Consider the following 22,695-nt stretch of genomic DNA (forward strand, 5'->3'; position numbering starts at 1 on the left):
GTAGCTCGCCTCCAATAGGGCAAGGCGATGCCGCAAGTTTTCCTCTCCCCTTGCGGGAGAGGATACGAAGGCCGCGTGAGTACAGCGAACCCTTGGCCGAAGTTGGTGAGGGGTAAAATCCCGTTTCGAAGGGGCAATCCATGAAATACTACCTCGGCATCGATATCGGCACATTCGAATCCAAGGGCGTCCTTGTCGACGAAACCGGCGCGATCGCGGCGCAGGCGGCCCGGCCGCACAAAATGCTGGTGCCGCAGGCGGGTTGGGCGGAGCATGATCCGGACCAGGACTGGTGGGGGGATTTCTGCTTCCTGTCGAAGAGGCTGATTGCCGAGAGTGGCCTCGATCCCAGTGATATCAAGGCGGTTGGAGCGTCTGCCATTGGCCCGTGCATGCTGCCTGTCGATGCTGAGGGCAATGCGCTGATGAATGGCGTGCTCTATGGTGTCGATACGCGGGCGGCGAACGAGATCGAGGAACTGAATGCGGTTCTCGGCGAGGATCGCATTCTCGAGCGCTGCGGCAATGCGCTGACCTCGCAATCGGTCGGGCCGAAAATCCTCTGGCTGAAGCACAATCGGCCGGAAATTTATCAGAAGGCGGTGAAGCTCGTCTCTTCCACCACCTTCATCGTGCAGAAGCTGACCGGCCGGTGCGTCATCGACCACTATACTGCGGCGAATTTCTCGCCGCTCTATGTGGTCGACGAGCAGCGCTGGTCGGACGATCTCAATCCCGACATCCTGCCATTGGAGAAATTGCCCGATGTCGTCTGGTCGACGGATGTGGCCGGCGCGGTGACGCCGGCGGCGGCGCATGCCACCGGGCTTGCCATCGGCACGCCGGTCATCTGCGGCACCATCGATGCGGCGGCGGAGGCGTTTTCGGTCGGCGTGCTCGATGCGGGCGACATGATGGTCATGTATGGCTCGACGATTTTCATCATCATGCTGAGCGAAGCCCGAGTGAAAGACGCGCGGCTCTGGTATGCACCCTGGCTGTTTGCCGGCGAGCATGCGTCGATGTCGGGGCTTGCCACGTCAGGCACGCTGACACACTGGTTCCGCGACCAGATCGGCCGGGATCTTGATTCCGCCACAGCTTTTGCCGAACTGGCCGACGAGGCCTCGGCCTCGAAGCCTGGCGCCAATGGGCTGATCTTCCTGCCCTATTTCTCCGGCGAAAGGACGCCGATCCATGACACGCATGCCAAAGGCACGCTCTTCGGCCTGAACTTGACGCATACGCGCGGCGACATCTATCGGGCGCTGATCGAGGGCATCGCCTACGGCACCAACCACATTTTTGAAACCTATGCCGAAGCCGGCGCAAGCCCGAAGCGGCTGATGGCCGTGGGCGGCGGCACAAAGAACCGCATCTGGCTGGAAGCCACCTCGAACATTTCGGGGCTGCAACAGATCCTGTCGCAGAAGAGTTTTGGGGCGTCTTATGGGGATGCGTTCCTGGCGGCGCTCGGGGTCGGTGATGTCGCGCGGCAGGCGATTGTGGGCTGGAATCCGGTCGAGAGTCAGGTGCTGCCGGTGGTCGATCCGGCCTATGCGCGGCGGTTTGAAATGTTCAAGGCACTTTATCAGAGTACGAAGGGGTTGATGGAGGCGTTGGATCGGTAGGGCGGGGGTAAGCCACAGGCGATGGGCCTGTGTAGAAGGCCCTGCAGGACGCAACCGCACCAAATCCAAATCCTATCGCCTCGCCTTCGCGAATTTTGCCCACTGCCAAAACGTCTCTCACAAGGCCTCCAGCCGCCCGCCTGCCCAAAAACATTGAGAGATGTTCGATGCCGCTGACGACGATCCCACTTCCCGACCGCGCCATTGCAGTCAAGCGCAATGCGATATCCGTACCATCAGCTTATTATTGGTCGATCCCGGTTCTTCTCGCCCTCGTCGTATTCTTTGCCATCTGGCAGGCGCCCAGCCTTTTGCGCGACATCGCCATCAGCCAGCATCCGATGTCGCTACCGGATGCCTCGATCGAGAACGGCAAGTGCGAGACGCGCAAGGGCATCTTTGTCGATTGCGAGGCGCATCTCGTCTACAGCTATAATGGCCATGATTATCAGAGCGACGTGGAAATGTTCTTCGTCGATTTCCATTTCGGCGACTACCAGACCGGGGTGACGATTTCGACCGACAAGCCGGAACTTGCGACGCTGACCATCGGCGTCGACAAGCTATGGAACCGGATCATCTCGCTCGCGGCGATGGTCCTGCTCCTGGGCGGGCTGATTATCGGCGCCATGTTTACGCTGGCCCGTCTCTTGCGCGTCCGGGCGCAGCTTCGCCACCCCGATCGGCTGGTCGCCATTCCGGTGGCGATCACTGCGCTCAAGAAACATCGCGGCGGATTTTTCGTCACCTATAGCGATGGGATCGGCGACAAGAAGAAAGGGCGCATCGCTCATACGCAGCTCGAGGCCGGCGAAGAGCCGCTGCTGGTCGGGATCAGCAAGACCAAGAAGCCGGTAGCGCTGGCGGTGCGGCATGGCAATACGTCACTGCCAGTGCTGCTCGACAGCCGGCTTCAACGCATCGACCTGACCGAGGCGGAGCGTCAGGCCGCTCTGGCGCCATTTGCCGGCCGGGCTGGTTCGACGCCGAGCGTCGCAGCCTTTGCGCCGAAGCGCGGCCGGTCATTGCTGCGCGGCGTGATCACCTTCTTTGCGATGATCCTGCTGATCATCATCGCCGCGCTCGGCTATTGGGTCTGGTATGTGACGAGCGCCGATTCAGCCTTCAACACGCCCGGCAAGGAGATCAACAGCATCATGCCGGAGCCGCTGAACAAATGGGGCTGCGACCAGCTCAAGCAGCGTTTTGGCAATGGCGGCCCGCCTGAGGGCTGTGTCGCGGGCGATTATTCGAGCTGGAAGTAGCGTCGGTTAAGGATGGAGGGGCTTGCCTTGTGCGGCGCCCTCGACGCGCGCCTGCCTCAGCATGCCGGGCCGTCACCGAACTCGATGACACCTTTGCGAATGATGAAGCAGCCATAGGGGCCGGGGTCTGAGGTCCGGATCACGGCGAAGGCGTTGCTGGCGGCCTCGTAAAAGGAGAAGCGTTCGAGTGCTTTGATCTTCACATGCCGATGTTCCGCCGCATCGATAATGGCTTGCACACGATCAAAAATCGGCAGGATCTTTTCCGCCGCGCCGACGACCTGCATCCGCTTGACCGGCGCATCGACGAAGGTGTCGACCGGCATCAGTTCGAGGATCGCTGCGAGGCCGGTGGGGATATCGGCGCCGGGAAGATCGACGATCTTTCCCCAGACCGTTTTTGCCGCGATGGTCGCAGCCGGATGGTTGACGTCGCAAATCAGGAGATCGTCGCCATGGCCCATCAGCATGAGCACGTTGACGATTTCGGCGCTGAGAAGACGTGGGATTCGCTTGAGCATTGTTGTACTTCACCAAATCTGCGGTCGCGCTTCTGCTCTGGTCATAGCGTAAAGCCGCCGCCTGATTTTCGTCAGGATTGATGTTCGATTTCTCCGGCATTGCGCGACATATGTAGCACATTCTCATAGGCTTCAAAGGCTGGGCGTCGTTGTGGATCCCAGGGATCGCGGTTATCAGGTCATCGATGCGTTTAAGGCCCGAAGCAGACCGATCAAGGCGGCAACATCGCTTTGGCACCAATCATCCTCCGGCCAGCCGAGCATCGCGCAGGCGGCCTCATGAAACTTGGAGTCGAGATTCTCGTTTTCGCGATCTTGTGACGGGTTGAGGTGCCGTTGAAGTTCGGCGATCAGGAGCGCCAAAGCTCTAGGATCTTTGCGGCGCCCCAAACCATGCAGTGCCTCCGCACGCGTGGCCGTGTCGTCATCGTCGGCGCGGTCTAGCAAGGCTGCACGGATGTCCGGCCCGTCTATCTTCGTCTGCTCTCCGATCCCGGTCGTTGCCCAGTTGCGCGTCCCCGCTTTCGGATCCCGCATTAAGGTGAGCAGGGCATGAATACCGTTCGGATCGGTGGTGCCATTAAGCGCGAATGCGGTTGCCCGGCGGATTTCCGGATCGGCATCGTTTGCATGGCTGGCGAGCGCTTTGTCGGCGCGGCGATTTCCGAGATGGCCCAATGCATAGAATGCTTGGCAACGCGCACGCTGATCTTTGTCCTTCAGCATCAGCAGCAGTCTGTCGCAGCATTCCTCGCAGTAGGGCCTATCGTCCCCCAGTTGGCCCAGTATATGGGCGCCGAGCTCTCGCTCCAAAGGCACAGCGGAATCACAAAGCCGTGTGGCGGCGTCCAGGACGTCCCTGCTGCCACGTGCGTGGAGGATGCATATTGCCCTATCTCCGGCTTTCACTTCGGGCGGCCGCGCGTCGAAATCCGAGTCGTCGTCTATAGCAAGACCTATAAGGGCGATCCTTATCAGTTCCTCGGTCGGCCGGAGATCACTGAGATAGTCATACCGACCCGTCTCATGGGCTTCATCCAGCGTATCAGTCATGTCCTTGTTCCTGTGAAGCGTCGTGCCTGTTGGGAGAAGAGATCAACTCCCCGCCCAGGCACTCACTTCACCGAACCAGCCGTCATGCCCTTGATGATATACCGCTCCAGGACCACGCCGATCACCACCAGCGGCGCGATCGCGGCGGCAGACAGGGCGGCCATGGACCACCAGTTGATGCCTTGCGAGCCGGTCTGGCTCGCCACCATCACCGGCAGCGTCTTGGCATGTGTCGAGGTCAGCAGTGCGGCGAAGAAATATTCGTTCCAGCAGAGCACCAGCGACAGGATGAGGGCGGCGACCATGCCCGGAGCTGCGAGCGGGAAGACGATGCGGAAGAAGGCGCCCCAGATGGAGAGGCCGTCCACGAGTGCCGCTTCTTCCAGCTCGATCGGGATGCCGCCGAACTGGTCGCGCATGATCCAGATGACGATCGGCAGCACCATCAGCGTATAGAGCATGATCAGGCCGATGGTCGTGTCGAGCAGCGCCAGTTCCTTGAACAGGACCAGGAACGGCAGCGCCAGCACGACCGGCGGCAGGATGAGTTGTGACAGGAAGAAGAAGGAGATGTCCTTGTTGCGCATCCAGCCGATCTTGTAGGAGAAGCGGCTGAGGCCATAGGCGGCGAGCGAGCCGATCAGCACGGCAAGCACCGAAGCGCTCACCGAGGTGATGACGCTGTTGAGGAAGCGCTTGAGGAATTCGTCGCGCACGGTGGAGGAGTTTCCGAACGTGTCGGGCGACAGGCCCAGCGAGCGCCAGCCCAGCCAGTTCGGCTGATAGCCGACCCAGGGCACGATCGAGCCCTTCTGCACGTCCTTGGCGACCTTGAACGAGGTCGAAATCGTCCAGTAGATCGGAAACAGGCAGACGATCGTCCAGAGGCTGAGCGCGCCATAGATGAAAACCCGGCCGAAATAGAATTTCACATCCGGCTTTTCTTCTTCGAAGGCGGTTGCTGTCGGCAGCGTGGTGGCGGTAACGGTCACTGTCGAAATCCTCAAGGCGTTAGGGTGCAGACCGCGAAGGCCGGCCTGGTCGATTCTAGGCTATTCATCGGCGGTGTTCCATCGGCTGGCGATCTTCAACAGGCCGGTCACGAAGAGGATGATCAGCACGAGATAGACGAACGCCAGCATGGTGCCGTAGCCGACATTGGAGCGCTCGCGGTATTCGCGGTAGATGAAGCTGGTGACCGTATCGGTGGCGCCGCCGGGACCTCCGGACGTGACGTTGATGACGATGTCGGCGAGCTTGAGCTTGAAGATCACGCGCAGGATGACGGCAGTGATGGACACCGGCAGCATCAGCGGAAAGGTGATCTTCCAGAAGGCCTGCCAGCCGGTGGCGCCATCGACGCGGGCCGCTTCCTGCACTTCCTTCGGCATGGCCTGCAGGCCGGCAAGCAGCATGATCAGCATGAAGGGAATATAGGTCCAGGCGTCCATCACCATGATGGAAAAGCGGGCGATATCCGGCGAGGTGAAGAAGGCCGGCTGGCTCCAGCCGAGATGGCGCGCCAAGGTCGCCAGCGGGCCGAAGCGATATTCGCCCAGCGACTTGCCGATCATCCAGGAAACGGCGACTGGCGAGAGCATGAACGGCAGCAGGAAGGCGACGCGGAAGAATTTTCGTGCCTTGATTTCGGCATTGAGCAGCAGCGCCAGGCCAAAAGCGATCGCATATTCGACGATGATCCCCAGCACGTAGTAGATCATGTTGACGAGTGCGTTCCAGAAATACGGATCGTTCCACATCTCGACGAGATTGTCGGTGCCATTGAAATGCTGGCCCTGGAAGGAGGCGAGGTTCCAGTCGGTAAAAGCGATGTAAAGGCCGAAAAGGGTCGGAAAGATCACCATGAACACGGTGAACAGGAAAGCGGGCAGGACGAACAGCAGCTTCTTGCCCCCTTCACCGCGGATCAGCACCAGCGACGCACCGAGCGCTATGCTCCAGATGACAATCGCGTAAAGCGCCGGCTGCCAGTCGTCGAACCCGAATGAAATTCGGCCTGCCTTGTAGAGGCCTTCGACCAGGAACGTAAGGGCGACGAGGGCGGTGGCCGCCCAGAAGATCGCTCGGCCGAGCATTTTGCGCGAGGCCGGAATCTCGTCGTCGGTGTTGACCGTATAGAGCCGGTCGATCATCAAATCAGTCTTGCTGGCCATGCCCCGTCAATTCCGTCCAGGTTCGAAGTCGTGAATTCCTTGTAACGCCAATTGGACGTCCATGACAAGAAAAGGGCTGGCGGCGTATCGCGCCGCCAGCCCGGATGTCGCTGTGATCGCGTTACAGGCCGAGAGAGGCCTTGTAGAGTGCGATCTGCTTGTCGCGGCCGATCTGGTCGGTCAGCTTATCCCAGGCCTTGGCGATATTGTCGGCACCCTCCTGGGCGGTCGCCTTGCCAGCAAAAATCTTGGCCAGTTCGTCTTCGGCCACCGAATAATACTGGAAGATGCCGGGGATACGCGGCTCGATCGCAGCATTCGGGTGGTTGTAGGAGTCCTTCTCCGAACCGAGATAGCTGGTGATGAAGCCTTCGTCGTAGCCGGCCGCCACCCATTCCGGAATGTTGAAGTTCGAGTTGCGGTAGGGCTGCATGCCTGACGGATAGGCCGCTGTCCACAGCGAAATGTCCTTGCCGCCGAGATGGGCCGCCGCAGACCAGGCTGCCTTCTGCTTCTTCGGATCGGAATCGACGCGGGCCATGACATAGACGCCCCAGCCGAGATAGGCCATGTTCGGCGCATAGTTCGGGCCGGACGGCAGCTTTTCCCACTTGCCGGTCTTGGAGTTGTAGACGTCGTCGGAACCCGGCAGGATCGAGAAGCCGACGGTGTCGCCGATGACCGACGAGTCCGAGGTCTTGGCGTTCGAGCCGACGTCGCCCCACCAGGCGAGCATCGAGCCGGTGCCGGCCAGGAACTGCTGGAAGGCAGTCGTGCCGGGGTCGGCGTTGAGCTGGTCGGCCGGCTCGGAGGGCAGCGCGTCGATCACGTCCTGGATGGCGCGGACCCAAGCCGGGTTGTTGACGCGCGGCTTCATCGTGTCCGGATCAAACAGCCAGGCCTTGTCGTCGGGATGCTTGGCATAGGCCGTCGCGCGGCTGCCGAGGAAGTAGAAGCCGAAACCGCCCCAGCCCTTCGGCGCGTCGAGATAGCCATAGAGGTCCTGGCCGTCGAGCTGCTTGCCCTTGAGGAACTTGGTGGCTTCCTGAACCTGCTGCCAGGTCTTCGGCACGCCCCATTCGCCCTTGTGGCCTTCATCCTTCCAGGCCTTGGCGAGGTCCTTGGAGGCGAACACGTCGGCGCGGTAGTTGAAGTTATGCGTGTCGCCGTCGACGGAGACGCGGTAGGTCTTGCCGTCCCAGGTGCCGACCGGCGCTTTCAGGTAGCCGACATAGTCGTCCATGTCGATCTGGGTCTTGACCCAGTCGGGCATGACCGAGGCGAGGCCCTTGCCGCAGACGTCGCCTTCGAAGGGCGCACCCATTTCGATAATGTCGAAATCGACCGTGCCGGTGGCGATCGACTGCTGCAGACGGGCATTGTAGTCAGCCTGCGCAAGGTCGATCCAGTTGATCTTGGCGCCGGTATAATCTTCCCAGGCCTTCAGGAGGCCGCGGAACAGGACGTTGTGCAGGTTCTGGTTGTTGAGGCCCATGAACGAGAGCTCGACGCCCTTGAATTCGCCTTCCTTGACGGCGGCCTTGGTCGGGCCGAGGCACATTGCGCCGACCTTCTGCCAGTCGGCGTCCGTCGGTGATCCCTTGCCGATGCCCGGGATCTTCAAAATCTGCGCGCGCAGGTCGTCGGCAGCCTGGGCTTCGCCGCCCATCAGCGCCGGGCCGGCCAAGGCAGCGGCAGACACGCTCGCGGCACCCTTCATCAGGTTGCGGCGGCTCATGGACTGCTTGGCCAAGAGTTCGTAAAGTTCAACTTTCACGCCATATCCTCCCGTAATGGTTGTTAGAAGAGAGACCGTGCTCCCAGTTTCTCTGCTTCTGTAGAACAGTCTTGCACGGCATTCGCGCCCGACGCAAATTGTATTTTACCGCCATCGATAAGGACAAGGCGGAGGGCTGTTTCGGACGCCGGAAAAAGAACAATTCCACTTGACAACAGGAAGGTAAATCCTTTCGGCGACAGCCGTCAATGCCGTTTTTCAACGGAGTTATATTGCAGAGCAGCATGCTCATGATGCGTCGCGACAGTGGTGCGAGATCAAAATCAGTGGACAACCCGAAACACCTCCGCTAGAGGGTCTTTCGTTGTCCGGCTTTGCACTTATGGCACCGAACAGGCGGCGTCGGCCCGGATTTTTTGGGCGTGCAACCTGTTATAGAAATGCCGAAGAGGCCGGCTTAAATTTTTGAGTGCATGATTCCGGGAGGTGAAATGTCTCAGGTTCTGGTTCAGGATGTGCGCAAGGCCTATGGTCCGGTGCAGGTCATCCATGGCGTCGACATCAATATTGCCGATGGCGAATTCGTCGTGCTGGTCGGCCCTTCCGGTTGCGGAAAATCGACGCTTTTGCGCATGATCGCCGGTCTCGAGAGCATTACCGGCGGGAAAATCTCCATCGGCGACCGCGTCGTCAACAACGTGCCGCCGTCCGATCGCGACATCGCCATGGTGTTCCAGTCCTATGCGCTCTATCCGCATATGAAGGTGCGGGAGAATATGGCGTTTTCGCTGAGGCTCAAGAAGACCGATGCGAAGGTCATCGAGGAACGGGTGAAGTCTGCCGCCAACATTCTCGGCCTGACGCCCTATCTCGATCGCTATCCGCGCCAGCTTTCCGGCGGCCAGCGACAGCGCGTCGCCATGGGCCGCGCCATCGTGCGCAATCCGCAGGTCTTCCTGTTCGACGAGCCGCTGTCCAACCTCGACGCCAAGCTGCGCGTGCAGATGCGCACCGAGATCAAGGAACTGCACCAGCGGCTCAAGACCACGACCGTCTATGTGACGCATGACCAGGTCGAGGCGATGACCATGGCCGACCGCATCGTCGTGCTGCAGGACGGCCATGTCGAGCAGATCGGTGCGCCGCTGGACCTCTATGACAATCCGGCCAATCTCTTCGTCGCCACCTTCATCGGCTCGCCGTCGATGAACCTGATCAAGGGCAAAGTGAAGATCGTGGGCGGCGAAGCTTTCGTCGACGCGTCCGGCACGATGCTGCCGGTGGGCGCCGATCATACGCTCACCGACGGTCAGGAGGTCACCTACGGCATTCGTCCGGAGCACCTGGAGCTCGCCGATGACGGTTTCGAGGGCAGGGTCGGCGTGGTCGAGCCGACCGGTTCGGAAACCATGGTCTTCGTCCATGCCGGCGGCCGTGACATCCTGGCGCTGTTCCGTGAACGGCATCTGTTCACCACGGGCCAGACCATAAAACTTCGGCCGCGCAAGGATGCGGCGCATATCTTCGACGCAGCGAGCGGCAAGCGCATTTAAACCGCCGGATTTGCATTTAGGGGTCCGGTTGCCTTTCGCTGAACGGACCCATTCAGGGAGGAAATCATGCTCAAAGGTATCTCGCCGCTCCTCAATGCGGACGTTCTCTACGCGCTCAAGGCCATGGGCCATGGCGACTATCTCATTCTTTCGGACACCAATTTCCCGGCCGATTCGATTGCTCGCCAGACGGTGCTGGGCGAATTGCTGCGCATGGACAACACGACGTCGGCCCAGGCGGCCGAGGCGATCCTGTCGCTGATGCCGCTCGATACCTTCATCGACAATGCCGCCGAGCGGATGGAGATTGTCGGTTCGCCGGACGAAATCCCACCGGTGCAGCAGGAAGTGCAGGCGGTGATCGACAAGGCCGAGGGCAAGAGCTGGCCGCTGAAATCGATCGAGCGCTTTGCCTTCTATGAAAAGGCGCAGAACGCCTATTGCGTTATCCAGACCGGCGAACGCCGCTTTTACGGCTGCTTCGTCCTGACCAAGGGCGTGATCCCGCCGGATGCGAAGTAAGGTGCCGGCCATGAGGCATGACATCGTCATTCTCGGCGTCTTCGTGGCCGACACGGCCTATCGCGCCAGCCGCCAGCCCAAAATGGGCGAAACCCTGCTCGGCAACCATTTTGCGCTCGGGCCGGGCGGCAAGGGCTCCAACCAGGCGGTGGCCGCGGCGCGCGCTGGCGGCGATACCGCCTTCCTGTCGAAACTCGGTGTCGACGCTTTCGCCGACATGGCGCTGAAGACCTGGCAAGAGGCCGGCGTACATGCCGCCGTCACCCAGGATGCATCGAGCTATACCGGTGCCGCCTATATCTTCGTCGAGGAAGGTTCCGGCAACAATGCGATCATCGTGGCGCCGGGTGCCGCGGCGACGATCTCGGCCGCCGACATGGATGCCAATGCCGACCTGATCGGCGCGGCAAAGATTTTCGTCACCCAGTTGGAACAGCCGCTCGCCGCGGCCAAGCGGGCGCTGGAGATTGCCCGGGCAGGCGGCGCGGTGACGGTGCTCAATCCGGCGCCGGCGCAAGCGCTGGATGCTTCGGTGTTTCAGCTTTGCGATTATGTCACGCCGAACGAGACCGAGACGGAAATCCTCACCGGCCTGCCGGTGACGAGCGTCGAGGAAGCCAAGGTTGCGGCCGACAAGCTCCTCGACATGGGCGTCAAGACGGCGATCATCACGCTCGGCGCCCAAGGTGCGCTCTATCACAGCCGCGAGCAATCGGTGCTGGTGCCGGCCTTCAAGGCGGGGCCGGTGGTCGAGACGACCGGGGCAGGGGATGCGTTCAATGGTGGGTTTGCTGCGGCTTTGTCCAAGGGTGTGGCGCCGCTCGATGCGGTTCGGTTCGGTTCGGCAGTCGCGGGCATTTCGGTGACCCGGCCGGGCACGGCGCCGAGCATGCCGACTTTGCCCGAGGTCGAGGCGCTGCTGGCGAAGGCGTAGGCTTTCACGCGGCCACCCCGTAGCACAACAGATTTTCGCCAGGCAAACAAACCCCGCCATGTCGCCACGGCGGGGTTTGCTATTTCCCAATACCACAAAGCACCGGTGCATCACGCCGGTGACGGTCAGGCAGCCGCGATGGAACATCCCTCGGAGTGAGGGTTGCGGCAGACGATCCCGGCCGAGGCTGCGTCGCCGCTAGGCGCGCAGTCTCTGATCCCGCTCTTCGAGCGCCGAGGCTTTGTCGAATTCGGACTGCAGTTCTTCGACCAGCGCTTCGGCAGCATCCTGCTGCATCCGCAACTCCTTGATCGACACCTGCAGATTGTCGGCCCGCTGGCGAGCAGCTTTGGCAAAGGTCGAATAGGCGAAGTGGTTGGGATCGGTGATCCCCGACTTCTTCTCCTCATAGGCGATCTGGTTCTCCAGATCCTTCGACATTCGCTCAAACTCGGCCATCATCATCTGAAGCTGCTTCAGCTGTCGGCGTTTCTCCTTCAGCTGGAACTCCTTCAGACGCACTAGGCTCTCACGTGATTTCATACGCAGTACTCCGTGGATTTGCGAGATCCCGGTTGACAGGAACACACCCGTTCGTGCCGTTTTCATAACGGTGCGAAAAAAAGTTACCGGCGTTAACGAAATTCTAACTGCGGTAACCTTTCATTTACGGGCATCGTTAATAATACGGACGATGGTTTAAAGCTCGGTAAATGCGCCGCCATGACGTCGGAAAATTGGCCGAAGAGCGAGTCCAAAGAGTCGGTTAGATTGAGTTCTTAATGTGATTTGTTAAGAATCTCATACCAAAATTTGTGACTAAAATCAGGAGTCTAGGAAAAATATTTAACAAATCCGAACCACTTGCCAGAGTCACATAGGATTTGTTAACCATTTTGTGGCAATCTCCAAATCAGGCAATGGCTGATCCTGCCCGGATAGGGAGCTTGCACCTTTCTAAGGCGGCGGAAAAGGGGACGATGAATGCGGGTTCTACTCATTGAAGACGATAGCGCGACTGCGCAAAGTATCGAGCTGATGCTCAAGTCCGAAAGTTTCAACGTTTATACCACCGATCTCGGTGAAGAAGGCGTCGATCTCGGCAAACTTTATGATTATGACATTATCCTCCTGGACCTCAACCTGCCCGACATGTCGGGCTATGAAGTCCTGAGAACGCTGCGTCTCTCCAAGGTCAAGACGCCGATCCTGATCCTCTCCGGCATGGCCGGCATCGAGGACAAGGTGCGCGGCCTGGGTTTTGGCGCCGATGACTACATGACCAAGCCGTTCCACAAGGACGAGCTCGTCGCCCGTATCCATGCGATCGTGCGCCGCTCCAAGGGCCATGCCCAGTCAGTCATCGTCACCGGCGACCTGATCGTCAACCTGGATGCCAAGACAGTGGAAATCGGTGGCCAGCGCGTCCACCTGACCGGCAAGGAATATCAGATGCTGGAGCTGCTGTCGCTGCGTAAGGGCACGACGCTGACCAAGGAAATGTTCCTCAACCACCTCTATGGCGGCATGGACGAACCGGAACTGAAGATCATCGACGTCTTCATCTGCAAGCTGCGCAAGAAGCTCGCGGCAGCTGCCGGCGGCGCCAATTACATCGAAACGGTCTGGGGCCGCGGCTATGTGCTGCGCGAGCCCGAGGGTGCCGAATTCATGGAAACCGCCTGAGCCATTTCGCATCATTGCCCTATGATCGAGCCCGTCCCTGTTTGGGGCGGGCTTTTTCGTCGGTGAAGCGTCCACATTTACAGCCGGCTTGCATGCAATGGTATGTGTGCGTGGACGCCGCGAGATTTTCGTCCGAGGCCCCCCTCGACCCTCGACAAAAGCTCAGGAGGGCAGGGGATCCCAAGTGCCAACGTCAATAAGGGGCAGTGTATACGTTCCACCATGGGAAGTGAGCGTGGACAGATCACGCCGCCGCAGCAGCGCCCAGCCCACTGAACGCGGCGCTCAGCGCCTTCCGCTCAAACGGCTTCAACAGAAAATCATCGGCACCGGCGCGCTTGCCGGCCATCAGGCAGCGCAGGTCGGCCTGGGTGACGCAATAGTAGATCCTCACCTTGCCGCCATTCGGCACGGCGCGGATATTCTGGATGAAGTCGAGTGCGCCGGCCATGGCGGAATCGACGATCATCACGTCGGGCAGGCCGGCCTGGCTTTTGGCGAGCGCGTCGAGCGTGCTCGATGCTTCGATGACGGAAAAGCCGATTTCGGCAAGAATATGCGTCGCGACTTTGCGGACGGCTTCGGATTCATCGACGATAAGAATACGCAACATGTTCACAGGTCCGACAATGGCGCGAAAGCTGGCGAATTCCCGAATGCTAAGGAAAAAAGCATAACGGAATCTTACGCCCGCAGCCTGCACCTGGCTTTTGGGCGGGAACGATCCACTACAAATCGTTCCATCCATCAATGCACGCGCCGATGATGGCTTTTATTCGGCCTCGGCCTTCGCCATTTCGGCGGTGTAGACCAGCGCATCTTCCGTCTGGGTCGCGGAAAGCACCATGCCGGCCTCTTCGGCGAGCATGACGGTATAGTAAGGCTGGATGGTGTGGGCGTCGACCGCCTCTTCCACTTTGCCTGAATTGATTTCCATGAATTTCGGTGGCAGGCGCATCATCCGGCCCTTGGCCTGAATGGTGAATTTCGCGTCGAATTCCGGGTTTTCCAGCGTCACTTCCAGCGAGCCGCCGCGCGGAATAGAACCATAGGCGACGAGCAGAAGGTTGAGCAGCAGCTTCACCCGGTTCTTGGCGATGATGGCGCGCGGGCCGTTCCAGATGATCTCGGTCTTCTTTTCGGCCGCAGCGAAATCGCGCGCGGCCCTTTCGGCCTCGCCGGTATCGATCGAAGCGCCGACCGAGCCCGAGGCGCCAAAGGCAAGCCGGGCGAGCTTGAGCCGCACCGAGGCGTTGAGAGCGGAGGTGCGGATTAGGTCGAGCGCGTCGGCATCCGAGCCGCCTTCATCGAGAAGTTCCAGGCCGTTGTTGATCGCGCCGACCGGCGAAATCACGTCATGGCAGACCCGGCTGCACAGCAGTGCGGCGAGATCAGCGCCGCCGAGCGTCAGATTGGGGTTCTTGGCCATGAATTCTTTCTCCTGGAGCCGCCGGCCGGTTATCCGGTCGGCATGCGTGTCGTTGGTCAGATAGAGCGGCCCGTCACCCGACAGTCCCGCCCGAATCACTCTGAATGCGGGCAATCGCCACGCTTCCTGCCTGCCATAAAGACACCATATTTGGTAAACCGATTATTAAGATGATCAGGTCAAAATAAAGTTAATCGGGATTCATTCGTGCTTTTTCGGCGCGGGACCCGAAGCTTAAGGCTCGTGAGCGGCGGGGTGGATGAAACGATGAAGGTTCTGACGAGGTTTTTCCCGGGTTTTGCCCATCTTGCAGCACTGTTGATGGGGCTTTTGCTGCTCATTGCGGCTGAGCCCGTGCGCGCCGCCGGCGCCCAATATACGATGCAGGAAATCGTCGATGCCGGTCATGGCTTCTTCGGCTCGACCACGGGCGGATTCGCCAAGGTGGTGGAAAAGGCCTTTGCGCGCTACGGCCTGCCGAACGGCTATATTCTCGGCCAGGAGGGCGGCGGTGCTTTCATCGCCGGCGCCACTTTTGGCGAAGGCGACCTCTACACCAAGAATGCCGGGCAGCACGATGTCTACTGGCAGGGCCCCTCGCTTGGGCTCGATTACGGCGGCGACGGCAGCCGGGTCATGATGCTGGTCTATAATCTGCCCGATGTGCGCGCGCTCTATTCGCGCTTCGGCGGCGTCAGCGGCCAGGCCTATGTCGTGGCCGGCTTCGGCATGACCGTGCTCAAGGGCGATCACCGCGTGCTGCTGGTGCCGATCCATACCGGCGTCGGCGCGCGTCTCGGCATCAATATCGGCTATCTCAAGCTGACCCGGCGTCCGACCTGGAACCCTTTTTGAAGAAACGCGCCTGAAATTAACGCAATTGCCAAAATGTGAAGCGCCTGTTCCCCCGGTAACTTGCCGCTGCCCCATTCGCATGCTTTAACGGATGTGAAGATCAGCGGCCGGATGTCCCAGTGCGGAACAGGCCGCGCTCTCATGCATTTCCGCCATCGCAGAGGTTTTAGCGGGCGCGCCGTGATAGAATATGGATTGTTGTTCGGCCTGGGTTTTGTGACGGCGCTGCTGGCGGTGTTCCTGCTGGCGCCGGCTGTCTATGGCCGCATCGTCAAGTTCACCGAGGTCCGGCTGCTCGCCACCGTGCCCGTCAGCGCTGCGGAGTTGCGTGCCCAGAAGGACATGGTGCGCGCTGAAATGGCGGCGTCGCAGGCCCGAACCGGCCATGATCTCAAGCTCGAACGCCACAAGGCCGCACAGCTGTCGGTCGCCAATGACCGGCTGTCCGCCGAGGCCGGCCGGCTGACCGGCGCGAATTCCGATCTCAAGCACCAGATGGACGAGATGGGAGTCCAGGCCGCGGAACTCCGGGCAAGTCTCCGCAATGAGGAGCTGCAAATCGGCCAGCTCAAGGAAACGCTGGCCGCCCAGGAAAAGTCCGAGCGCAGCAAGGACGCAACGATCGACGAGTTGCACCATCGCGTCAACCGGCTGGGCATGGACATCGACAATCTCAAGATCGACATCGCCACGCGCGACACCGAGGCTGAGGGCCTGAAGGCACGGATCACGGCGCTGCGCGACGAGCGTGAGACGCTGCGCAACGACTTGAAATCGATGACACAACGCGCAAAGGACGCAGAGCTGAGGCTGGCACGCGAGGAAAACCGCGCCAGCCGGCTGGAGGAAAAGCTCAATGCAGAAGTATCGAACAGCGTCGACAAGGACACTGTAATCGAGCGCCGCATTGCCGAAATCAGCCGGCTGAAGGAGCGGTTGAAGAACGTCACCGCAGACACGGGTGACACGCCGCGCACCGTCAAGATGCCCGTCGTCACCAAGCCGGCGGTGGTCAACCGCGTCCGCACCGCCGCCGCCAATGCCGACGAGCGGCGTGGGCTCGCCCTRCCGCAGCCGCGCAAGGAGGCGCCTCCCGCGGCGGAGGTGACCATGTTGCCGTCGCGGATCATCAGCGACGAGCAGGCCGCTGCACTGACCGACGAAGTGCGGGCGCAGGCGCAAGCCACCGCCGACGCGCTGGTTGGTTTGCAGGACACCAGCCGCGACGAAGCGTTGCGCAACGAGATCGCCGACATCGCCGCCAAGATGATCGCCATTACCAGCCAGAGGGAGGGCGCCTCTTCACCGGTTCGACCGATGATCGCGGTAAAACCCGGCGCCGGGCGCGAAGGCCGCCTGTCGCTGGCCGAGCGGGCGTCGAAATTGCTGCATCAGGAATAGCGCGTTTTTCGTTGGGCGTGGTGCTTTTGGCGGACCTTCGAGGCCCTATTTCGGCGCGCATTATGAGACGCCTCAGGGGCAGAGGAGATTGAGCTTCCGAGGCGCCATAAGCTCCGTTGCAGCAGGGGGAGATTGTGGCACTCGCGGTGCTCTACTCACGCCCTCTCCTTGAGCACTTTTCGGCGCAGCCGGAAAAGCCTCGAAGGAGCCTGCCAAACCTGTCAGCCAATCCTCACGACCACGAACACGCCCGGACGCCGCCGTCCGCGGACCTCCCGGAGAGGTCCGCGGTCATCTTGCCCGTGGTCGATCAGAGGTGAAAGAAATCGGAGGCGGTAATCTGGCTGTGGTTGACGCCGACCAGCAGCAATTCGTCCCCGGTGCTGAACTTGATGATCGTGTCGTCGTTATGGTGTGTGCCGACGACCTTGTAGTCGGTGGACTGCGTCCAGATCAGGTCGCCGCCATTGGCGTTGAAGTGAAGCACCTTGTCATGTCCGTAGCCGTGATCGAAAAACACGATATCGTTGCCGTCCTTGACATTGATGACATCGTCGCCGGTGAAGCCGACAAGGGTGTCGTTACCCTTGCCGCCGTCGATGACGTCATCTCCACCCCAACCGACGATGTAGTCATTGCCGCTTGATCCGGTGATGCTGTCGTCCCCGCCGAAGACCAGATTGACGATGCCGGCGATGTTCTGCGCTACATACGCCTGATGCACTGCCGCTCCGGAAATCTTCAAGCCGGCGACGTCGATGAGATGTTTACCCGACGGATCTTCAAAGTGAACCGAGGTGATCGTGCCTTTCGAAACGATGCCATGTGTGTCGTGACCCAGCCCCGAACCATCGACGACCAGCTTGTCCTTGGAGGCGGTGTCGACATAGACGATCTCGCTTGCATCCGAATGCTTCTTGTCGAATGCCAGATGACCATAGTCTGCGGCCAACTGGTAGAGGTCGTCGTAAGCGATGTTATATTTTACAGTTGCCATGGTTCCTCCCCCGGATTTCGATTATTTCGTTCTGGTAGTAAATGTGACGCGGTTGACTTCGATGCTTCAATCGCACGACATGGTATTAAGCTTATATTAACTAAGAATAGTCAATAGGAAACTATAAAATTCATTTATCTTCAGTGGTTTGGCTTGAGATTGCTTTAGATTGTAAACAAAACCTGCATATGTATTATTGCGGCTCTGCTACGCTTGTGCGTAGTTTTCCGAAAATTTTTGTCGAGTTTCACCATTTGGCCGGCTGCAATGCGGCGTATGGCGGATTGATGTTCAGCCGCGGATAGTTACGGGTCGATGCTGACGACGCTTTACAGGCGCTGCATCGCCGAGGCGATGGCGAAGAGGGCGATGCCGGTGGCCGTGGCGGCATTGAGGCTGTCGAGTCCCGGCGCCTGCGCAATGCGCGCCGTCTCGATCGATGCCAGGATCTTGGGTGGCAGGCCTTCACCCTCGGTGCCGGTGAGCAGGGCGATGCGCGGCGAAGGAACAATCGCGCGGAGGTCCGTGCGGCCGGAAGGCGAGAGGCCCCAGAGAGCAAAACCTGCTTCATGCAGCGCCGCGATGATCTCGGCAGAGGTTCCGCCCCGGATATAGGGCACTTTCAGCACAGCGCCGACCGAGACGCGCAAGGCCTTGCGGTAGAGCGGGTCGCAGCAGGTCTCGTCGAGCAGCACCGCATCGGCGCCGAAGGCGGCGGCGTTGCGGAAGATCGAGCCGACATTGTCATGATTGGCGATGCCGATGGCGACGACCACCAGTGCGTTGGCGGGCACGGATTGGATCAGTGTTAAGGCGTCGGAGGTTTCGGTGCGGCGGCCAAGCGCCAGCACGCCCCGATGGATGTCGAAGCCGGCAATGGCATTCATCACCGCCTTGTCGGCGACATAGATCGGGATATCGTCAGGGAATTGCCGCAGGATGTTATCTAGGCCCGTGATCCGGTTTTCGAGGACAAGTATGGCCTCGGCGGTAAAATCGCCGCGCCGGTGGGCGGCGGCGAGCATTGCCAGCACGACAGTGCCTTCGGCGACGAAGCGGTTTTGTGCACGGCGCAGGTCGCGCTCGCGGATGTCAGTGAAGGGTTCGATGCGCGGGTCGGCGGGGTCGGTGATACGGGTGAAGGTGGTCATTGGCGCAGCTACGGCGCCACGACCGTAATCTCCGTCACCGTCTTGCCCGTGCCGATATCATGAACGACGATCAGGTGCTTATTGTCTGCGGTGCCCATGAACCAGATGCGGTTGCCGTCGATGGTCRTGGTCTCCAGCGCAAAGCCCTTTGGCAGCGTCACCGTCTGCGCCGGCGCAATCGGTCCGGCCAGTTCCGTCCTCGCCGTCGAATTCTTGTTGGCCTTGTAGACAATCGAGCCCAGCACCGCCATAAGACCGACGATGATCACCGAACTCGAAATGACGAGCAGGCGCACCATCTTGCGGCGGATTTTCTCCAGCGCGGGATCGAGCGGCTTTTCTTCGTCGTCGGCGAAATTCGGATTGGTCATGGATAGTCCTGGATCGATGGGTTGATGTCGGCTTCCTTTACTGGAGACGAGGAGAATGCGAAAGTCCTGCTTGCCGATGAAAAAGCGGCCGGGCGGCTCGACGCATGGCTTGCGGCAAAACTCGACGGCGAACTCTCGCGCAGCCGCATCAAGGTCCTGATCGAAGCCGGCGATGTCCGCGTCAACGACAAGACCACGGACGCCAAACATAAGATCCAGCCTGGCGACCGCATCGAGATCGTGCTGCCCGAACCCGAGGATGCCGAGCCGCAGGGCGAGGACATTCCGCTCGATATCCTGCATGAGGACGACGACCTGATCGTCATCATGAAGCCGGCAGGTCTCGTCGTTCATCCCGGTGCAGGCAATTGGACCGGCACGCTGGTCAATGCGCTGATCCACCATTGCGGCGACAGCCTTTCCGGCATTGGCGGCGTCCGGCGGCCGGGCATCGTCCACCGGCTCGACAAGGACACAAGCGGCGTCATGGTGGCGGCGAAAAGCGATCTGGCGCATCGCAGCCTCACCGCGCAGTTCGCCGACCATGGCCGGACGACGGCGCTGCGCCGTGCCTATCATGCCGTCGTCTGGGGCGTGCCAAGGCCATTGAAAGGCACGATCGACGCTGCGCTGGGCCGCGCCGGCGACCGTATGCACCGGGCGGTGAAGAAAGAGACCAGCTCCGACGCCAAGCACGCCATCACCCATTATGAAGTGGTGGAGCGCTATCATCAGGCGCCCGACGGCACGGCGCTTGCCGCAAGCGTCCACTGCCATCTCGAAACCGGCCGCACTCACCAGATCCGCGTCCATATGGCCCATATCGGCCATCCGCTGATCGGTGACGCCGACTATGGCGCCGCGTTCAAGAGCAAGGTCAACCGGCTCGCCGAACCCGCCCACGGCACTGTGGCCCGCTTCGGCCGCCAGGCACTGCATGCCTGGCTGCTGCAGTTCGAGCATCCGAAGACTGGCGAGATCATGCGCTTCGAAGCGGAACTGCCGGCGGATATGCGGCAGCTGATTGCCGCGCTGGCGGCGGGATAAGGGCTGACGCCTTTCCAATTTCATCCACATCAGTAATGTGCCGGCAGGGCTGTCTGCGGCATGCAAGGCTGCAGACGATCGAAGGGGGCGGAATGTTCAGCAGTATTGAAAGACGGCGTTTTCTCTATGGGATCGGTTTGGCGGTGCTGCCAGTCGCAACCGGCCGGACATGGGCAAATGACGGCAAGGATGGCGGGTTTCGTGCCGAGGTCATGGCCCTGGTGCGCAAACGCTATCCGGGCAAGACGGTCGAGGAGGGCGCCGATCCCATGTCGATCAAGATCGGCGGTATCGATATCTCACTCGACAATATTCGAAAGAACGCGCTGGGCCTGACAGGTCGTGCGCGGCGGGACACTATCTTGGAAGCTATTGATGCCTTGGTAAAAACCGATGTCGCCGACCGGCCATCCGTCGGCTTCGCCTCGGTGAAAACTAGGCTTCGTATCCAGATCGCGCCAGCTGATTTCGCCGCTATCGACGGCATCCGCATTTTCAGCCGCGTGCTTTCGAAGAAGACCATGGAAGCGGTCGTCATCGACGAGGACGGAACATACCGGTATGTCACCGAAGACGATGTCAAGACGTGGGGTGTTCCGCCGGCAACCATTCTTCAGCGAGGCATCGACAATCTGGACGTGGCATCGATAAAAGTTCACATCGACGTATTTTCCGGTGCCGGCGCTGGTGACCGGTGCGTCATCCTCAACCTGCCCGACGGCTATTGCGCCGCGCGCGTGCTGTGCCCGAAATTCATGTTCAGCCTTCACCAAAAGCTGGCCGAGAAGGTCTACTTCACGGTTCCGGCGCGCGACTTCCTGCTGGCGTGGACCGATAGTTTTTCCAAGGCGTCGCTGCTCATCCGGCAAGCCGGTCAGCTCTACGAGCAGATGGATCATCCGCTGACTCGCGAGATTTTCGTCTCCGAACATGGCAAGATCAGGCTTGCCAGCGTCGATGAAATCCAGGCGATGAGCCACGGCTGAGATGCGGTTTCGCCGCAGCACAGTCCCGGCACCATCCAGATAATGCGCTTTGAGGCGGAACTTCCCGATGATAGACTGGTTTTAACCCAATCATCGTGACTTTGATTCTGTGACATCATAAGCACTGCTTATTTTTCACGGAAATATGAAATGTCGGCCTTGAAAGTGCCGCACGTCGATCTTAAATCTTGACACGTGCGACGGGCAGGGAGTCCGTCGCCAATGACGGCCTGCCGGTACGGAGGCCGGAAAGAGAGGGGTGCTTCATGGCCCGTAGTTCATTGCCGATGCTGACCGCAGGTGAAGGCGGTCTGAATAGATATCTCGACGAAATCCGCCGCTTCCCGATGCTCGAGCCGCAGGAAGAGTATATGCTCGCCAAGCGTTATGCCGAGCATGAGGATCGCAACGCCGCCCATAAGCTTGTGACGAGCCATCTCCGGCTCGTGGCCAAGATCGCCATGGGCTATCGCGGCTACGGCCTGCCGATCGGCGAAGTGATCTCCGAAGGCAATGTCGGCCTGATGCAGGCGGTCAAGAAATTCGAGCCGGATCGCGGCTTTCGTCTCGCCACATACGCTATGTGGTGGATCAAGGCGGCAATTCAAGAGTATATCCTGCGCTCGTGGTCGCTCGTGAAAATGGGCACGACCGCGAACCAGAAGCGGCTGTTCTTCAATCTGCGCCGGCTGAAGGGCAAGATCCAGGCGATCGACGAGGGCGATCTGAAGCCCGAGCAGGTTGCCGAGATCGCCACCAAGCTCAATGTCAGCGAAGAGGAAGTCATCTCGATGAACCGCCGTCTCGGCGGCGACGCCTCGCTTAACGCGCCGATCAAGGCGGCGGAAGGCGATTCCGGCCAGTGGCAGGATTGGCTCGTCGACGAGCACGACAATCAGGAAGAGACGCTGATCGAGCAGGACGAACTCGACACCCGCCGCTCGCTGCTCTCCAATGCGCTGAAAGTGCTCAACGACCGCGAACGCCGCATCTTCGAAGCCCGTCGCCTGCGCGACGAGCCGGTGACGCTGGAAGAGCTGTCGGCCGAGTTCGACATCAGCCGCGAGCGCGTCCGCCAGATCGAAGTGCGCGCCTTCGAAAAGGTCCAGGATGCGGTCCGCCAGGCCGCGCTGGACCAGGCCAAGGCGTTGCGCGTGGTCGAAACGGTGAATTGATCCGCGTTCCCTGGAAGAATGTAACGCCGTCCGGTCGGGAGATCGGGCGGCGTTTTTGTTGTGCGCCCAGCATGGGCGCATTCTTGTGGGTGGAAGTCCCACCGTAAGCTGGTCATGGCGAGCGAAGAGAAGCGCAACTGCGGAAGGGCGACTGACCGTGGGGAGGAAGCGTGGATCGAACCTGCGGGCCGATGGACAAGAACCGG

General features: G+C 60.3%; 22 protein-coding genes. 11 read left to right on the forward strand and 11 right to left on the reverse strand.

Annotation, left to right across the window (positions count from 1 at the left end; genetic code table 11):
* Positions 1 to 140 precede the first annotated feature (140 nt).
* Complete coding sequence (locus tag AC1DYF_RS35175) at positions 141 to 1,631, forward strand: FGGY-family carbohydrate kinase (RefSeq protein WP_477882857.1); 1,491 nt, start codon at positions 141 to 143, stop codon at positions 1,629 to 1,631.
* Between the two features lie 173 nt (positions 1,632 to 1,804).
* Entirely contained in the window at positions 1,805 to 2,896 is a 1,092-nt protein-coding gene (locus AC1DYF_RS35180; protein WP_477882892.1) for a hypothetical protein, read from the forward strand.
* 56 nt (positions 2,897 to 2,952) lie between these two features.
* On the opposite strand, the gene AC1DYF_RS35185 is transcribed toward AC1DYF_RS35180, so the two are convergent.
* The 5 genes from AC1DYF_RS35185 to AC1DYF_RS35205 all read right to left on the reverse strand — a co-directional run bounded on the left by AC1DYF_RS35185 (position 2,953) and on the right by AC1DYF_RS35205 (position 8,421).
* Positions 2,953 to 3,417 carry an RbsD/FucU family protein gene (locus AC1DYF_RS35185; RefSeq protein ID WP_477882859.1) on the reverse strand — a complete coding sequence of 155 codons (465 nt, stop codon included), beginning with the start codon at positions 3,415 to 3,417 and terminating at the stop codon, positions 2,953 to 2,955.
* Between the two features lie 174 nt (positions 3,418 to 3,591).
* A complete protein-coding gene (locus tag AC1DYF_RS35190; protein ID WP_477882861.1) occupies positions 3,592 to 4,470 on the reverse strand; it encodes a HEAT repeat domain-containing protein in 879 nt (292 codons plus the stop codon).
* Between the two features lie 62 nt (positions 4,471 to 4,532).
* Positions 4,533 to 5,402 carry a carbohydrate ABC transporter permease gene (locus AC1DYF_RS35195; RefSeq protein WP_477882894.1) on the reverse strand — a complete coding sequence of 290 codons (870 nt, stop codon included), beginning with the start codon at positions 5,400 to 5,402 and terminating at the stop codon, positions 4,533 to 4,535.
* 120 nt (positions 5,403 to 5,522) lie between these two features.
* Entirely contained in the window at positions 5,523 to 6,644 is a 1,122-nt protein-coding gene (locus AC1DYF_RS35200; RefSeq protein WP_477882863.1) for a carbohydrate ABC transporter permease, read from the reverse strand.
* A 121-nt stretch (positions 6,645 to 6,765) separates the two neighbouring features.
* Positions 6,766 to 8,421, reverse strand: a complete 1,656-nt coding sequence (locus AC1DYF_RS35205; protein WP_477882865.1) for a type 2 periplasmic-binding domain-containing protein — start codon at positions 8,419 to 8,421, stop codon at positions 6,766 to 6,768.
* A gap of 452 nt (positions 8,422 to 8,873) precedes the next feature.
* Between AC1DYF_RS35205 and AC1DYF_RS35210 the strand changes: the two genes are divergently transcribed.
* The 3 genes from AC1DYF_RS35210 to rbsK all read left to right on the forward strand — a co-directional run bounded on the left by AC1DYF_RS35210 (position 8,874) and on the right by rbsK (position 11,391).
* Positions 8,874 to 9,935: an ABC transporter ATP-binding protein gene (locus AC1DYF_RS35210; protein ID WP_477882866.1), complete on the forward strand. Its 1,062-nt coding sequence runs from the start codon at positions 8,874 to 8,876 to the stop codon at positions 9,933 to 9,935.
* Between the two features lie 66 nt (positions 9,936 to 10,001).
* Positions 10,002 to 10,457, forward strand: a complete 456-nt coding sequence (locus AC1DYF_RS35215; RefSeq protein ID WP_477882868.1) for an RbsD/FucU family protein — start codon at positions 10,002 to 10,004, stop codon at positions 10,455 to 10,457.
* Positions 10,458 to 10,467: 10 nt separating this feature from the next.
* On the forward strand, positions 10,468 to 11,391 hold the full coding sequence (rbsK, locus tag AC1DYF_RS35220) for a ribokinase (protein WP_477882870.1): 924 nt from the start codon (positions 10,468 to 10,470) through the stop codon (positions 11,389 to 11,391).
* Between the two features lie 198 nt (positions 11,392 to 11,589).
* Here the strand turns inward: rbsK and AC1DYF_RS35225 are convergent, their stop codons facing one another.
* On the reverse strand, positions 11,590 to 11,934 hold the full coding sequence (locus AC1DYF_RS35225; protein ID WP_477882871.1) for a flagellar export protein FliJ: 345 nt from the start codon (positions 11,932 to 11,934) through the stop codon (positions 11,590 to 11,592).
* 441 nt (positions 11,935 to 12,375) lie between these two features.
* Here AC1DYF_RS35225 and ctrA point away from each other — a divergent pair, with 441 nt between their 5' ends.
* Positions 12,376 to 13,077: a response regulator transcription factor CtrA gene (ctrA, locus tag AC1DYF_RS35230; protein ID WP_477882873.1), complete on the forward strand. Its 702-nt coding sequence runs from the start codon at positions 12,376 to 12,378 to the stop codon at positions 13,075 to 13,077.
* A gap of 244 nt (positions 13,078 to 13,321) precedes the next feature.
* On the opposite strand, the gene AC1DYF_RS35235 is transcribed toward ctrA, so the two are convergent.
* Complete coding sequence (locus AC1DYF_RS35235) at positions 13,322 to 13,690, reverse strand: response regulator (protein WP_477882874.1); 369 nt, start codon at positions 13,688 to 13,690, stop codon at positions 13,322 to 13,324.
* 159 nt (positions 13,691 to 13,849) lie between these two features.
* On the reverse strand, positions 13,850 to 14,506 hold the full coding sequence (gene chpT, locus AC1DYF_RS35240; protein ID WP_477882896.1) for a histidine phosphotransferase ChpT: 657 nt from the start codon (positions 14,504 to 14,506) through the stop codon (positions 13,850 to 13,852).
* 267 nt (positions 14,507 to 14,773) lie between these two features.
* Between chpT and AC1DYF_RS35245 the strand changes: the two genes are divergently transcribed.
* Positions 14,774 to 15,361, forward strand: a complete 588-nt coding sequence (locus AC1DYF_RS35245; RefSeq protein WP_477882876.1) for a DUF1134 domain-containing protein — start codon at positions 14,774 to 14,776, stop codon at positions 15,359 to 15,361.
* A 180-nt stretch (positions 15,362 to 15,541) separates the two neighbouring features.
* The gene (locus AC1DYF_RS35250; RefSeq protein WP_477882878.1) at positions 15,542 to 16,762 is read left to right on the forward strand and encodes a PspC-like choline-binding domain-containing protein; all 1,221 of its coding nucleotides are present in this window, start codon (positions 15,542 to 15,544) and stop codon (positions 16,760 to 16,762) included.
* A gap of 310 nt (positions 16,763 to 17,072) precedes the next feature.
* On the opposite strand, the gene AC1DYF_RS35255 is transcribed toward AC1DYF_RS35250, so the two are convergent.
* The 3 genes from AC1DYF_RS35255 to AC1DYF_RS35265 form a co-directional block, all read right to left on the reverse strand.
* Positions 17,073 to 17,759 carry a calcium-binding protein gene (locus AC1DYF_RS35255; protein ID WP_477882880.1) on the reverse strand — a complete coding sequence of 229 codons (687 nt, stop codon included), beginning with the start codon at positions 17,757 to 17,759 and terminating at the stop codon, positions 17,073 to 17,075.
* A 329-nt stretch (positions 17,760 to 18,088) separates the two neighbouring features.
* Positions 18,089 to 18,910 (reverse strand): TrmH family RNA methyltransferase, encoded by an 822-nt coding sequence (locus tag AC1DYF_RS35260; RefSeq protein ID WP_477882882.1) that lies wholly within the window; start codon positions 18,908 to 18,910, stop codon positions 18,089 to 18,091.
* 8 nt (positions 18,911 to 18,918) lie between these two features.
* The gene (locus tag AC1DYF_RS35265) at positions 18,919 to 19,281 is read right to left on the reverse strand and encodes a hypothetical protein (RefSeq protein ID WP_477882884.1); all 363 of its coding nucleotides are present in this window, start codon (positions 19,279 to 19,281) and stop codon (positions 18,919 to 18,921) included.
* Between the two features lie 24 nt (positions 19,282 to 19,305).
* Here AC1DYF_RS35265 and AC1DYF_RS35270 point away from each other — a divergent pair, with 24 nt between their 5' ends.
* The 3 genes from AC1DYF_RS35270 to rpoH all read left to right on the forward strand — a co-directional run bounded on the left by AC1DYF_RS35270 (position 19,306) and on the right by rpoH (position 22,489).
* On the forward strand, positions 19,306 to 20,328 hold the full coding sequence (locus AC1DYF_RS35270; protein WP_477882886.1) for an RluA family pseudouridine synthase: 1,023 nt from the start codon (positions 19,306 to 19,308) through the stop codon (positions 20,326 to 20,328).
* Positions 20,329 to 20,420: 92 nt separating this feature from the next.
* Positions 20,421 to 21,314, forward strand: coding sequence for a DUF1444 domain-containing protein (locus AC1DYF_RS35275; protein WP_477882888.1), 894 nt, complete (start codon positions 20,421 to 20,423; stop codon positions 21,312 to 21,314).
* Positions 21,315 to 21,580: 266 nt separating this feature from the next.
* On the forward strand, positions 21,581 to 22,489 hold the full coding sequence (gene rpoH / locus AC1DYF_RS35280) for an RNA polymerase sigma factor RpoH (protein WP_477882890.1): 909 nt from the start codon (positions 21,581 to 21,583) through the stop codon (positions 22,487 to 22,489).
* Positions 22,490 to 22,695 lie beyond the last annotated feature (206 nt).

The organism is Rhizobium sp. P2_G9, assembly GCF_056403475.1.